This is a genomic window from Pirellulales bacterium (assembly GCA_019694455.1).
GTDB lineage: Bacteria > Planctomycetota > Planctomycetia > Pirellulales > JAEUIK01 > JAIBBY01.
On record JAIBBY010000004.1, the window covers coordinates 32637 to 46436 of the forward strand.

Sequence of the window (13800 nt, forward strand, 5' to 3'; positions counted from 1 at the left end):
GCGTGCTGAGTGGTGGAGGATGTTTCCACTGTAACCCAAGCGCGCCCGCCGGAGCAGTCCGCCTGAGCGGCGAGTCAAGCTACTTGCGCGTTGTGTCTAGCCAATCATCGAACAAATCGAAGATGGCAAGCGCTGGAATGGCGGTAAGTTCTTCTCTCACCTGTTCGCTGCGGCGAAAGGCCGCTAAATGGGCTTGAATCGCGCTCGCGGTATCGAGTTCCTTCTCCTTTTGAGCCAAGGCCAGCGCGCGCTCGGCCGAGGCAATTGCCGCAGTGGAATCTCCGGTTGCAGCCTGCGCCATTGCCAGGGTGTCGAACCAATAGGGTCGCGGCTCCTTGGTACGTCCGATAGCCGCCTCGATCTTATTGCGAGCAGCCTGGGCGCGATCGCTGTCGGCGTCCGCCAGATCGATTCGCGCCAGCATGATGTTCACGCTCGGCTCCGTGGGGCGCAGCGCGTGCGCGCGCTGGAAAAAGTCGATCGCCCCTGGTACGTCGCCAGCATCTTTAGCTAATACACCCAGCCAGACGAGCGCGCGAAACTCCTCGGGATTGTGCTTCAGCGCGGCTTGCAGGTTTTGGCGGGCGTCGGTGGCCTGACCGAGTCGCGATTGGGCAATGCCGATGTCGGTGAGCGTTTCGTGGGGAGCATAGCCTAACTGCAATGAGCGCGACAGCGGTTCAATCGCGTCGGCCCAGCGGTGCTGCGCCAATAGCACGCGCCCTTTACACTGCCAAGCCATCCCATGATTGGGATCGAGTCGCAGCGCCGCGCTGACCGCCTCCAGCGCGTGCGGCAGATCACCATCGGAAAAGTAGCCGGTGGCCAGCGCGTAGGCGGCGGTGAAGTTGTTCGGTTCCACTCGCCAAGTGTGACGAAAGAGCGTGATTGTATTACGCCAATGACCCACTTGGACACAGGTGAGCGCCGCCAGCGCCACGAGCCACGCGCCCACCAGACCCAGCCACAGACGGGTCTGAGTTCGTGATTCGCTGCCGGCGAGAAAATCGCGCAAACCCCAGGCCGCGATGATGGACAGTCCCACCAGCGGCACATAAGTGTAGCGATCGGCCATGGCCTGTATGCCGACCTGCACCAGACCGATCACCGGCACCAGCGTGCCGAGATACCAAAACCAGCCCACCGGGAGATAAGGGAATCGCCGCCCCCAGCGAATCACCAGATAGGTCACCACGCCGATGCCGACGCTACCCAGCACCAGCGAGATCGGCGTCAGCGCGCGGCCGCTGAATTCGTAAGGGTTGACCAGGCCCGTCGGCCAAACCGTCTTGGTGAGGTACTGATTGTAGGAGTGGACCGCGTTCATGACGCGCGCATACAGCGGCAGTCGGCTAGTGGTCACGACGGCGCCCGACAGCGCTTGCGCGTTGAGCGTCAGGGCAATCGACGCCAACGAGGCGGCCAGAAGCGGAACCTTCTCCAGGATCAGTCGCCCTAGCGATCGACGCCAAGCCGAGTCGTACGGCGCCAAAAAAGTGATTCGATCGAGTGGCCAATAATCCAAAAGCAGCAGCGTGAACGGAAGCGTCACCACCATGGGCTTGGACAAGAGGCCCAGCATCGCGCAGATCAGCACCCCCAGATACCACCAGCGCGAGCCGCGGGCGTAGAACGTGTAAAACCCAATCGCCAGAAACCAAAAAAAAGTGCTCAGCACGTCCTTGCGTTCGGCGACCCAAGCGACCGACTCCACATGCAGTGGGTGCCATGCGAATAGCGCCGCCGCCAGCGCGCTGGGCCATAGATTTCCGGTCATCCGCTCGAGCACCACCAGCAGCAACATCGCGTTGATGATGTGGAAAACGAGGTTGGTCAGGTGATGTCCCCATGCCTCGTCAACGCCGTATAACTCGGCATCGAGCATGTGCGAGAGCACCGTGATCGGATGATAGTTGCCCACCACCGGATATGCGGGTGAGAACGCCTTGGCAACGTTGTGCCATGACCATCCCTCGGAGACGAGCGGATTGTGGGTGACGTAGTGCGGATCGTCGTACAGCACAAAGTCGTGTCGGTCCCAGACCATGCGACCAAACGTCAGGGCTGTGACCAATGCCAGCGCGCCGGCCACTGCCAGCAACGTGAAACGCCCATGCGCGTGGCGCGCAGCGTCGCGCGCGGCTCGTTGCATCGCTTTCGTCGGTTGCGTCTGACCCATGGGCGGCGTTTGCTCAGTCCAATCCTGGCGCCTCGGCGAACAAGAGCAGTTCGCGATCAAAAATGTCGTCCGCACGAATGGAGGCGGGGGGCTCGGACAACGCTTCCTGCCGTCGGAACGACGCCAAATGTTCGCCGATGACTTTGGCCAATTCGACACGGTTCTTTTTTTCGGCCAGCGTCAACGCCCGCTCGGCGGTTTGCACGGCTTCGTCGTAACGGCCCACCGCCGCGTACGCGGCGGCGAGCGTGTCGAGCCAATAGGGACGCACGCTACCCGGCGGCGCCTTTTGGCAGACAAATTCCGCGATTTGCACCGCTTGCGAGGGAAAGCGGTAGTTCGGATCGGGACCGGTCGCCGACAAGCGCGCCATCATCATCAGCAGCGGCGCGTTGCCCGGATTAAGTTCCTGCGCCTGACGAAAATAGGCCATCGCCTCATTCGAGCTACCAGCTTCGAGGGCGACGATGCCGCTCACGACCAGCACCACAAAATTGCTGGGCCCCAGTTCCAAAGCTTGGGCGATCGCGCGCTGCGATTCCGCGCGTTTTCCTTGCCGGGCGCGCGTCCAACCCAAAAAGGCTAGCGACTCCGGTTCATGGTAGCGCAGCGTCGTTGACTGCCCAAAGGCTTTGCTCGCTGCTGGCAGGTCGCCGCGTTCCATCGCCAGCGCGCCGATCAAGAGCCACGCCATGCCGAAATCGGTTTCGACGGCGGACCCCTCTTGCAACGCTTCCCATGCCCGTTCTCGATCCCCTTGCTTCCAATACCCCACGGCCAAGCCAAATTGCGCCATGCCGTTCTTTGGATTCACCGCCACAGAGTGACCGAATAAGGTGATGGTGTCACTCCAATAGCCGACCTGTCGCGCGGCCATACCCGCCAAGATCGCCAAAATCGCGCAGGTGGCGACCGCCGCCCCAAGGCGCTGCCTCGCGGAGTCGCGCACCGCGTCAACCAGCCAAAAGGCGATGGCGATGAAGATGCCGACCAGTGGAATGTAGGTATAGCGGTCGGCCATTGACTGCTCTCCCACCTGCACCAGGCCGATCACCGGCACCAGCGTGCCGACATACCAAAACCAGCCAACAGGCAAGTAGGGGCGAGCACGGCCCCAGGAAATGGCCAAGTAAGTGACGATTGCAAAGCCCAAGCAGCCAAGCACCGCGGTTTCGATGGTGAGTGTCCGCGCGCCCATCGATTGTTGAGCGGCGAGGCCGGTGGGCCAAAATGTCTTGGCCAAATACATGTTGTAGGAATGCAGCGCATTGACGATTCGGACCACCAGGGGCATCGCGTCGATCGCTACCACCGCTCCCCCGGTCGATTGCGCGTACAGCGTCAGGCCGATACTGCACGCCACCATGGCGAACAGCGGCAGCTTTTCCCAAATCAGCGCCCCGGCCGCACGCCGCCAGTCGGGCGAACGCCAGTCGTATGGCGAGATACGCCCGAGTGGCCAAAAATCGAGCAACAGCAACACAAACGGGAGCGTCACCACCATCGGCTTCGACAATAGCCCCAGCGCCATGCTGATGGCGACACCCCAATATTGCAGGCGCGACCCGCGCACATAGCCCACGTAACACCACATGGCGAGGAACCAAAAAAAGGCGCTCATCACGTCCTTGCGTTCCGACACCCAGGCCACGCTCTCGACGTGCAAGGGATGCCAGGCAAACAGCGCGGCGACTAGCGCGCATGGCCACACCCGACTGGTCATCCTCAACAGTGCCAAGAACAACATGCAGGCGGCGGCGGCATGCCACAGCAGGCTACTGAGATGATGCCCCCACGGACGCGCTAACCCATACATCTGGCAATCGAGCATGTGCGACAAGAGCGTGACCGGATGATAGTTGGCGGCAACTTGTGTTGTTGGATTAAAGGCCCATCGCACTCCCTGCCAAGTCAACCCTGACAGCACCATGGGGTTGTACACCACGTACAACCCATCGTCGTAATCGACAAATCCATATTGCTCCCAAATCACACGACCAAACACCAGCGCGATGACCAGCGCCAGTCCGCTGCATATCGCCAACTTGGTGGTCGCCGCCACAGGCCGCTCGTCGCTGGTGGATCGACAGAATGGAACTGGAGCGGACGTAGCCGCCGTCGCGCTTGGCTTTGCCCGGCGCTTGGTGTTAGTCATGCGGGTGACGATTTCGAGAAAAGGCAAGAAAGACAAGTGGCAGAGATGTGCAGCGCGGCAGTTTGATCGGAGCAGATTGACAAGCGCAACTCGTCGGGACCCAAACGCAGCGTGACCCTCGTATCTAATCACGCACGGTGATTCGCGCCAAGCAGCCGCTGAGCGGCGCACCAGCGGCGGCTCCACGCATTCCCACGGACTTCGCCTTCAATTTCATAGGCCAATTTTTATTTATAGACCTAATGTCGACCGGCAGTCGGCCAGCACACGGCTGAGGAAGTTGGACACGATGTTCGGACGCCGACACCGTGAACGTGGCTCGAAAAACAAAGACAAATAAGCGCCGTTCTGCAAAATTGCCAACTTGCATCCCATACATCGTGGCTCAAGGAGTCACGGAGTAGCTGGCTGCTCCGCCACAGGAGCGACTTGCCAAGGGGGGGGATTGCCGATCTCTGTATATCGTATTTCCGCCAATTCGCCCAAAATCGGCGTTTCTGACTTATGCGTGCCACCCCTCTTGGCGCGGTCATTACCCCCTCTTGTGAGCGGTTTCGGTCGGCATTGGCGCGAAAAAACATAAAAAGCTTGAGGAATTTTGTTGACACACCATTCGTAGTCGAATAATCTGCGACTCCAAGTGCCGAGCATTTCTTTTTTGGGCCGGCAACAGCGGTGGCTGTTGTATCCCTGAAATGCTCGAAATGAACGGGGGTTGTGGACCTCATCCGAAAAGGAGGTGTCTCCTCCAGCTCTGCTTGACTGCATCTGTCCTTAGTTGACTGGCGAGACGCATAGCGGACTCGCCAGGGGGTCAGTACATTTTTTTAGTCTATTCCCTGCTTGTTCTTGTTTTGGCATTGGAGAATGCTCATGAAGAAGGCTCTTGTCAGTGCGGTAGCGGCCGTAGCGCTGCTCTCCGCAAACTCCGCGTTCGCGGCCTCGTTTCCCGTGAATCTTGTCATGGATACCGCGACCAGCTTTATCAATGTCTCCCTTGGCGCCCTGGGGAACCTTGGTCCCATCACCTTCGCGTCGGGCAACATCAACTCGACGGTCGATCAAACTGGCAGCGCCCCCCCGGCCCTTAGTGTCACCTCGCTCGGTGGCGCCGTGGCTGCCAATGATGGCACTTGGCCCGGTGTGTTTATTACCGCGAGCCTGACCGGCGTCAGCGGCGTTATCAATCCTGGTGGTCCGTTCGCCACCAATGGCGTCAACCCCGGGACGATTGATCTCGCCGGTTTGACCCTCAGCCTGAACAGTGGTTCGCTGATCACCAGCGGCTTGGTCAGCACCACCGTGAATTTGTCTTCAAGCCCGATCAACGTGACTGTTCCGACCGGTTTCCCGGCGAACATCAACGAGACCCCGATTCTGGGTGGCTATAACGTCGCCATCGGTATTCCGGTCACGATCATCACGAATTTGAGCGGCATCAACGTGACGGTCACCGCTGCCTTGAATTTCAACGGCACGAAGATCGTTCCTGAGCCGGGCAGCGTTGCCTTGCTCGCCATCGGCCTCGTCGGTCTCGGCCTGCCGGCCGTCCGTCGGTTCCGTCGCAAGTAGTGACCCATCAGCCGCCTCCCGTGGCGGTTGAACTTCGAAACAGCAAAGGGTCGGCCGCCGCAAGGTTGCCGGCCCTTTGTGTTTTTATAATCGCGTTCGAACGGCGCCGTTCGTGGATGAATCGCATCAGGCAATGTGCCGGAAAAGCGCGGATTTGTCGGCACGACGATTTGGATCGTAGAAGCGGCGCACAGCGGCTACTGCGCGCGCCAGACGGCGTCTCGAAATTTCTCTTCACACCTCGGCATCTCGATGTCGAACTTGATGCCTAGTCGCAATTCTCTAGCGGCGCGCCAGCGATTTAGTTGAAAGCGCGCCAGCCATCGCTACAATCCTGGGCGTTGCCTCGCGCCGCTAGCATGCCTCGCACAGACCTAAGCACCTTTCGTTGTGCGATGCCCTGCCCATGCCGCGCCGGCGACCGATTCGCGCCGCTACCGACGTCGACAACCGGAGGTTCACCACGGCATGACGCAACCCACCAGGTCGAATCCATCGCGTGGCGGATTTCACCGCCGCGATTTTTTACGCGGTTCTGGGGCCGCTGCCGCCGCCACGGCGCTGGCCACGGGCCAAGGACTAGCGGCGGATGAAACGGGTGCCGCCGTCGTTGGCCCGGGCATGTCAAAGATCACGCTCAACGTCAACGGCGCTGATCATGCGGTCTTGGTCGAACCGCGGATGACGCTGCTCGAAGTCCTTCGATATCAACTCAATCTCACCGGCGCCAAGCCCATTTCCGGAGATGGCACGAGCGGCGGCAGCACGGTATTTGTGGCTGGCAAGCCAGTCTCGGCCTCGACCACCTTGGCGCTGACGTGCGTCGGCAAGCCAATCCAAACTGTCGAGAGCCTGGGGGGCGCCAAGCTCGATCCTGTGCCGGCCGCATTCGTTCACAACGACGGCATGCAATGCGGTTTTTGCACGCCCGGCTTTGTGATGGCGGTGCGAGCGTTTTTGAACAAGCATCCGCAGGCGACCGAAGACGAGATTCGCGCTGGGCTGAACGGCAACATTTGCCGCTGCGGCACGTATGCGAATGTGATCATGGCCGCCATCGAAGTAGTGAAGGGAGGCGCGCGTGGCTGAGTACAGTTGGCCCAAACAAGGCACGACCACGCTCATCGGCAAAGAGGTTGATCGCGTCGACGGCGTGGAGAAGGCCACCGGCGCCGCCAAATACTCCTACGACATCGTGCTGCCGAAGATGCTCTTTGCGCGCGTGCTCGCCTGCCCGCACGCGCATTGCAAGATCAAGTCGATCGACGCCGCGGCGGCCAAGAGCGTGCCGGGCGTGGTCAGCGTGCAACTGCTGGCCAAGCCCAAGGAAGAGATCAAGTGGCAGGGTTATCTGTTGGCCTGCGTGGCGGCCGAGACCGAAGGCGCGGCGGCTGAAGGACTGGACGCGATCGCGGTCGAATACGAAGTGCTGCCGCATTTTGTTACCGAGCAGTTTTTGGAGGCGGCCGAGGCGGCCGATCGCACCGGCAAGGCGGGCGCCACCGTCGAACTGGAAAACGACGCGCCGGAGGACGAGGACGAAGACGCGTTTGTCGAGGCGGAGGTCAAGCGACAACTGGAAGCCGCCGACGTGGTTGTGGAAGGCTACTACGGCATTCATTCGATCACGCATTGCTGCCTGGAAACGCACGGCTCCACATGCGAGTGGCAAGGAGACAAGCTGACCTCCCACCTCTCGACGCAGAACGTGTCGGGCACGGCCGGCCAGATTGCGGGGCCGCTCAAGTTGCCCGCTAGCGATGTCACCGTGCATTGCGATTTCATCGGCGGCGGCTTCGGCAGCAAGTTCGCGGCGGACGAGTGGGGTGTGATCTGCGCGCAGATTGCGAAGGAGACCGGGCGCCCCGTTAAGTTAATGCTCGACCGCGAGACCGACCAGCGCATTGCCGGCAACCGGCCATCGGGATTTGTGCGCGTGAAGCTAGGCGCCGACAAGCAAGGCGTGGTCAAGGTGTGGGATTCGGTTCAGTGGGGAACGAGCGGCATCGGTGGCGGCGGCGTCGACGAGAAGGTGGTGCCGTACGTCCTCACGCCCCCCAATCGGCGCAGCCGAGCGGTGCGCGTGAGCACCAATACCGGGCCTAGCCGCGCGTGGCGCGCACCGAATCATCCACAGGCCTGCGCCCTATCGCAGACGGCGTATGACGATCTGGCCGCCAAGCTCGGCATCGACAGCTACGATGTTTTCTTGCGCAATTTGGATAGCGCCTCCAACAAGAAGGCCGACGTGTATCGCGCCGAGATGGAGATCGCGGCTAAGTTGATGGACTGGAAGGCCAAGTGGCATCCGCATGGCAAGGGGGAGGCCAAGGGGTCGATAGTCGAAGGCCTTGGCATGGCAATCCACACCTGGGGCGGCGCTGGCCACGCCTCGAATTGCCTGCTCAAGATCCATCCCGATGGCGCGGTGGGCATTCAACTCGGCAGCCAAGACCTGGGCACTGGCACTCGCACCGCCATCGGCATCGTAGTCGCCGAAACGCTCGGCCTGCCGCTGTCGGATGTGAAAGTTGAAATCGGCAGTTCCAAGTATCCGCAGAGCGGCCCCTCGGGGGGCAGCACCACCATTGCCGGCGTCTCGGAGTCGAGCCGGCGGGCATCGCAAGACGCGCTGCGGCAAATCGCCGCCAAGGTGGCCGAGAAACTCGGCGTCGGCGCGGAACAGGCCGAGAAGATGGTGGCCAAAGAAGGGCGGGTGTTCGTGGCCGACAAGCCCGACGCCGGCATGACGTGGAAACAGGCCTGCGCCTTGCTCGGCATGCAACCGCTGGAGGTGCAGGGAAAGTACAACCCCGGCAGAGAGAAGTCGCCGCTTTCCAGTTCGGGCGTGGCGGGCGTGCAAATGGCGCATGTCGCCGTCGATAAAGCGACTGGCGTGGTGCGTATGAAGAAGTTCGTCGCCGTGCAAGATATTGGCCTGATCATCAACCGCCAATGCGCCGCCAGTCAGGTTTATGGAGCGGCGATCATGGGCATCGCCTTCTCGCTGTTCGAAGAGCGAATCATGGATCCGGCCACCGGCGCGTTCATCAATGCCGATCTCGGCCATTATCACTTGCCGCGGTTGGGCGACATTGGCGAAATCGTCGTGGAGTTTTACGAGCCCGCCAGCGAATATGAGCGAGGCGTGATCGGCCTGGGCGAACCGCCGGTGATCAGTCCGGGCGCGGCGATCTCCAACGCCGTGGCCAATGCCATAGGCGTGCGCGTGCCGGTGCTGCCGATTACCCCGATTCGCGTGCTTGAGGCGCTCGGCGGAAATGGCGCCGTGCCGGCAAAATGGACCAGCGGCGCTAGCAGCTAACGAAACCGAGAAGCCAGCAAAGGGACCGAGCCGATGAAAGCGTTCGAGTACGCAGCGCCCCGCTTCGAAGAGCAGGTGTGCGCATTGCTGTCTAGCCAGCCCGGCGAAACTGAAATCCTGGCCGGCGGCAGCGACCTGGTGCCGCTGCTCAAGAAGATGGTGCTGCGGCCCAAGCGGGTCGTCTTTATTGGCGATGTCGAAGGACTGACGGGCATCGACGCCGATTCGCAAGGGGTACGGATCGGGGCCGCCACCACGATGGACACCATGCTCGATTCGCCGCAGCTTGACAACTTTCCCGCGGTGAAGCAGGCCATTGCCGGCATCAACAGCATGCAGCTTCAGGCGCAAGGAACCCTTGGCGGCGAGCTTTGCCAGCGTCCGCGCTGCTGGTTCTTCCGCAATGGCGAAGGCTTGTTGGCGCAGCGCGGCCAGTTGGTCGAGCAAGGCGACAATCGCCATCATGCCATCTTCGGCAACGCCGGTCCCGCCAAATTCGTGCATGGCTCGCGACTGGCCCCTGCCTTGATCGCGCTGGGCGCGCATGTGCGCGTGGTGGGGCCAGGCGCCGAGGATGAACTACTCTTTCCGCTGGAGCATTTGTACCGCACGCCGCGCGACGAGCGCGAACGCGAGACTGTGCTAGCGCCCAATCAACTGCTCACGCACATCGTGCTCCCCGCCGACGGCCTGGCCAGCGCCACCTATGAGGTGCGCCAGGGGGTGGGGCCTGATTATCCTCTGTGCGCGGCCGCCACGGCTTTACGCCTCGATGCGGGCATTGTCCGCGAGGCGCGGATTGTGCTCGGTCAGGTCGCGCCGACACCTTGGGTTTCGAGCGAGGCCGCCCGCGCGCTGATCGGCAATCCGGTCGATGAGCGGACGGCCCAAGCGGCCGGCGAGGCCGCCGTGGCAGGCGCCACGCCGCTCTCCATGAACGCCTACAAAGTACGGCTCGCCGCGGCGAGCGTACAGCGCGCGATTCTGTTGGCAGCGGGTCTCGATTCCGGAGGGTTCTAAGACGATGGCTTACACCAAGTGCTCAGACGATTTGCTCATCGCCCAAGGTCCCGCGTGCATGCACTTGCGCTCCAAGGGCATGTACGTTACGGGCAAGTTAGCCCCCACACGTGAAGAAGACGGCATGGGCGATGGCTATTGCTGGTGCAATATGACGCAAAAAGTGCTCGGCCCCGATTCTGAAATGGTGGAGCGCGGGCTGTGCGTCGACGGTCGCACTTGTTTCGAGCGGATTATTTAATCCGTCACACGCCGCATAGGTTTGGCGATTCGTTCGCTGCCGATTGCGGCATGGCGACATGAAATGGGCTTTCGTCTGTGAGGCGGTCGCCAAAGCAAATTCCTAGCGCCCGCGCGGCTTGCACCGCGGCGCCATGGGGATCAACCGTCGATAGCGTGCCGATCGCGTCGCAGATCGGCACGCTGTCGATGTGCGGCGGGTGAAACGAAATCATCTCGCCAAACTTCTCGTGATGCACCAACCGCATGGCGTGGGCGCCGAATTGCGTGGCGAGCACGCGGTCGAACGTCGTGGGCGCTCCGCCGCGCTGCAGGTGCCCCAAGATCACACAGCGACACTCGCGCTGTAGCCGTCGTTCGATCTCGGCCGCCACGGTATGGCCAATGCCACCGAGTCGCGCTTGACCGGCGCCGGGCGCGGCCTCGCGCGCGACCAACGAGCCACCCGGCAATCGCGCCCCTTCGGCCACCACCACCAGCGTGAACCGCTTCCCTTCGCGGTCACGTTCCAAGATTTTGTGGCACACGTGTTCAAAGTTCCAAGAGACTTCGGGAATCAGGATCACATCGCCACCGCCGGCAATGCCCGCATGCAACGCGATCCAACCCGCGTGTCGCCCCATGACCTCCAGCACCATCACGCGCTCGTGGCTGGCGGCGGTGGTGTGCAGGCGATCCAAGGCGTCGGTGGCACAAGCCACCGCGCTGTCGAAACCAAATGTGTAGGCGGTGCTGGCCAAATCGTTGTCAATCGTCTTGGGCACGCCCACCACGGGGATGCCGTATTCGTGAAACTGTTGCGCGATGGCCAGCGAGCCATCGCCGCCAATGCAGATGAGTCCCGCCAGGCCGAGTTGTTCCACGGTGACTTTCACCGCGGACAACAGATCGCCGGCAATCGCGTTGTGCTGGTCGACTCCGCTGGTGGCGGCAAAGCGGCCACGGTTGGTTGAGCCGAGGATGGTGCCGCCTTGATGCAAGATGCCGGTGGTATTGCGGTGGTTGAGCGCGATGTAGCTGACCGGATCGATCAGCCCCTCATAGCCGCGCAGGAAGCCAATGCAATCGTAGCCGAGTTGGTGGGCGCTTTTCGCGACTCCACGAATTACGGCGTTGAGGCCGGGACAGTCTCCGCCGCTGGTCAGGATGGCGACTCGCCGCTGGGAAGTTTGCATATTGGGGAACTGGCCGTTTCGAGGTTCGTTTGCAAGCGCCAGGCGCGTTGCCCGGCCGCGAAATGCCACAGGCCAAATCTAGGTCAATCTGGAAAACCAAGCCCGATTGCGGCTGGTGACCGCTGTTTCGCGTCGATTCGGCAGTTTATGTTAGTTAGGTCAGTCGTAGCGTCCTCCCCATCGTCATTGAGAACCAGTCATGCGTAGGCAGCCTTCGATGTTGGTTTTGGCGTTCGTGTGGTCCCTGATCGTCGCAGCGCCCTTGGCCGCCGACGAGACGCCCAAACATGCGGCAATCACCCCGGCGCCGCGGCCTGATGGCTGGTGGCAAGACCTGTACAAGAAGTTCAACGAGCGCGCCAAGCAAGGCGACGTGGAGCTTTTGTTTCTTGGCGACTCGATCACTCAAGGTTGGAACGATAACGAAGTGTGGCAAAAACATTACACACCGCGCAAGGCCGCCAATTTCGGCATCGGCGGCGATCAGACGCAACACGTCTTATGGCGCATCGAGAACGGCAACCTCGACGGCATCCAGCCCAAGCTGGCGGTGCTGATGATCGGCACCAATAACGCGTCGGCCAATTCCGCCGAGGAAATCGCCGACGGCATCAAGGCCATCATTGCCAAGCTGCGCGAAAAGCTCCCCGAAACCAAGATCCTGCTGCTGGCGATCTTTCCGCGCGGCGAAACCCCCAATCCCACTCGTGACAAGCTGGCCCAGGCCAGTCAACTGGCCAGCGCCGTCGCGGACGACAAGCAAGTGCGCTACCTGGACATTGGCCCCAAGTTCCTGGCCGCCGATGGCTCGATCTCCAAAGAGATCATGCCGGACTTTTTGCACTTGAGCCCACAAGGCTATGCCATCTGGGCCGAGACGATCGAGCCAGTCGTGGCTGAGATGCTAGGCGAGAAGGAAGGCGGCTAAGCCAGCGCCGATTCATCGGACAGCGCGCCGCGAACCTCGCGAATTTTTGGCAGCGACTTTTCGAACGCGCTGTGTACGTACGGATCGAAGTGCTTGCCGGCCTGATCGCGGATAATGTGGATTGCTTCGTCTTCTCCCATGGCGGCCTTGTAGGGGCGCGTGGAGGTGAGCGCGTCGAAGACGTCGGCCAGCGCCACGATGCGCGAGGCGAGCGGAATTGTCTCGCCGGCCAAACCGAGCGGATAGCCGCTGCCGTCCCACTTTTCATGGTGCGACCAAGCGATTGATGCCGCCAGTTTGAGCACCGGGTTGGAGTCTTCGCCCAGCCAGCCTATCGACCCGCGCCGGTTCCACGCGCGCAGCGTGGCCGAGCTTTTGGCGTCGTCTTCCAAGATTCGCTTGCCAATCAGACAATGCTGTTTCATGATCTCCCATTCTTCGGGAGAGAGCGGACCCGGCTTCAACAAGATCGAGTCCGGGATGCCGATTTTGCCAATGTCGTGCAGCGGCGCGGCGAGAAACAGATTCTCGACCAACTCGGCGTTCAGGCCGAGGGCTTCGGCCATTAGCTGAGAGTAGCAGCCTACGCGGATCACGTGGTTGCCGGTGTCCTCGTCGCGGTATTCGGCCGCCTTGGCCAACCGCCATACGATCGACACGCGCGATTCGTGCAGTTGCTCTGTGCGCCGAGAAACCATCGACTCCAGCGCGGCGTTGCTCTGTTGCAATGCGTCCGTGCAGGCCTTGAGCCGCAGCACGCTGCGAATGCGCGCCAACAAATCCTCGAGCTCAATCGGTTTGCTCAACAGGTCGGTCGCCCCCGAATCGAGCGCATCGCGCTTGAGCTGGCGATCGGCCTGCCCCGCTAAGATAATCACCTGCAAGTCGCCGGTCCGCTCGTCACAGCGTATGTGTTCGAGCAGTTCCAAGCCCGACATGCCGGGCATGTTGAGGTCGCAAACCACCAGGTCGAAGCGTTCGGCGCCGACACGCTCCCAGGCATCGAACGGGTCGTGCGTGAATTCCATGTCCCATTGCCGCTGATGGTCGCGCAGCATGCGCGACAGCGAATCAAGCACGGCGCGATCGTCGTCGACAAACAGGATGCGTTGCCGCTGCTGTGCCGCGGGTTGATCCGCCGCAATCACGAGTGAATCCGCAGTTTGCAATGTTGCGCTCGCGCTGTTCACGTTAACGCCCCAAGAG

Annotated in this window: 10 protein-coding genes; 6 read left to right on the forward strand and 4 right to left on the reverse strand. The window is 61.6% G+C overall.

Annotated elements, in window-relative coordinates:
* Positions 1 to 79 precede the first annotated feature (79 nt).
* Together K1X71_03120 and K1X71_03125 are read right to left on the reverse strand one after the other, a co-directional pair.
* Positions 80 to 2152 (reverse strand): tetratricopeptide repeat protein, encoded by a 2073-nt coding sequence (locus K1X71_03120; GenBank protein MBX7072115.1) that lies wholly within the window; start codon positions 2150 to 2152, stop codon positions 80 to 82.
* A gap of 40 nt (positions 2153 to 2192) precedes the next feature.
* Positions 2193 to 4241, reverse strand: coding sequence for a tetratricopeptide repeat protein (locus K1X71_03125; protein MBX7072116.1), 2049 nt, complete (start codon positions 4239 to 4241; stop codon positions 2193 to 2195).
* Positions 4242 to 5207: 966 nt separating this feature from the next.
* Here K1X71_03125 and K1X71_03130 point away from each other — a divergent pair.
* From K1X71_03130 to K1X71_03150, 5 genes are all read left to right on the forward strand, one after another.
* Positions 5208 to 5906, forward strand: a complete 699-nt coding sequence (locus tag K1X71_03130) for a PEP-CTERM sorting domain-containing protein (protein MBX7072117.1) — start codon at positions 5208 to 5210, stop codon at positions 5904 to 5906.
* 468 nt (positions 5907 to 6374) lie between these two features.
* A complete protein-coding gene (locus K1X71_03135; protein ID MBX7072118.1) occupies positions 6375 to 6995 on the forward strand; it encodes a (2Fe-2S)-binding protein in 621 nt (206 codons plus the stop codon).
* Positions 6988 to 9231 (forward strand): xanthine dehydrogenase family protein molybdopterin-binding subunit, encoded by a 2244-nt coding sequence (locus tag K1X71_03140; protein MBX7072119.1) that lies wholly within the window; start codon positions 6988 to 6990, stop codon positions 9229 to 9231. The genes K1X71_03135 and K1X71_03140 overlap by 8 nt, the downstream gene beginning before the upstream one ends.
* A gap of 33 nt (positions 9232 to 9264) precedes the next feature.
* On the forward strand, positions 9265 to 10251 hold the full coding sequence (locus tag K1X71_03145; GenBank protein ID MBX7072120.1) for an FAD binding domain-containing protein: 987 nt from the start codon (positions 9265 to 9267) through the stop codon (positions 10249 to 10251).
* Between the two features lie 4 nt (positions 10252 to 10255).
* Entirely contained in the window at positions 10256 to 10492 is a 237-nt protein-coding gene (locus K1X71_03150) for a hypothetical protein (protein MBX7072121.1), read from the forward strand.
* Positions 10493 to 10496: 4 nt separating this feature from the next.
* On the opposite strand, the gene K1X71_03155 is transcribed toward K1X71_03150, so the two are convergent.
* On the reverse strand, positions 10497 to 11666 hold the full coding sequence (locus K1X71_03155) for an ATP-dependent 6-phosphofructokinase (protein ID MBX7072122.1): 1170 nt from the start codon (positions 11664 to 11666) through the stop codon (positions 10497 to 10499).
* 199 nt (positions 11667 to 11865) lie between these two features.
* Here K1X71_03155 and K1X71_03160 point away from each other — a divergent pair, with 199 nt between their 5' ends.
* Positions 11866 to 12594, forward strand: coding sequence for a GDSL family lipase (locus K1X71_03160; protein ID MBX7072123.1), 729 nt, complete (start codon positions 11866 to 11868; stop codon positions 12592 to 12594).
* On the opposite strand, the gene K1X71_03165 is transcribed toward K1X71_03160, so the two are convergent.
* The gene (locus K1X71_03165; protein ID MBX7072124.1) at positions 12591 to 13742 is read right to left on the reverse strand and encodes a response regulator; all 1152 of its coding nucleotides are present in this window, start codon (positions 13740 to 13742) and stop codon (positions 12591 to 12593) included. The two genes, K1X71_03160 and K1X71_03165, sit on opposite strands and share 4 nt — an antisense overlap.
* Between the last annotated feature and the right edge of the window lie 58 nt (positions 13743 to 13800).

Bases quoted from the DNA above. Each gene is read 5' to 3' on its own strand.
- K1X71_03135 (MBX7072118.1), top strand. From the start codon at position 6,375: ATGACGCAACCCACCAGGTCGAATCCATCGCGTGGCGGATTTCACCGC.
- K1X71_03120 (MBX7072115.1), bottom strand. From the start codon at position 2,152: ATGCAACGAGCCGCGCGCGACGCTGCGCGCCACGCGCATGGGCGTTTC.
- K1X71_03150 (MBX7072121.1), top strand. From the start codon at position 10,256: ATGGCTTACACCAAGTGCTCAGACGATTTGCTCATCGCCCAAGGTCCC.
- K1X71_03130 (MBX7072117.1), top strand. From the start codon at position 5,208: ATGAAGAAGGCTCTTGTCAGTGCGGTAGCGGCCGTAGCGCTGCTCTCC.
- K1X71_03155 (MBX7072122.1), bottom strand. From the start codon at position 11,666: ATGCAAACTTCCCAGCGGCGAGTCGCCATCCTGACCAGCGGCGGAGAC.
- K1X71_03160 (MBX7072123.1), top strand. From the start codon at position 11,866: ATGCGTAGGCAGCCTTCGATGTTGGTTTTGGCGTTCGTGTGGTCCCTG.
- K1X71_03145 (MBX7072120.1), top strand. From the start codon at position 9,265: ATGAAAGCGTTCGAGTACGCAGCGCCCCGCTTCGAAGAGCAGGTGTGC.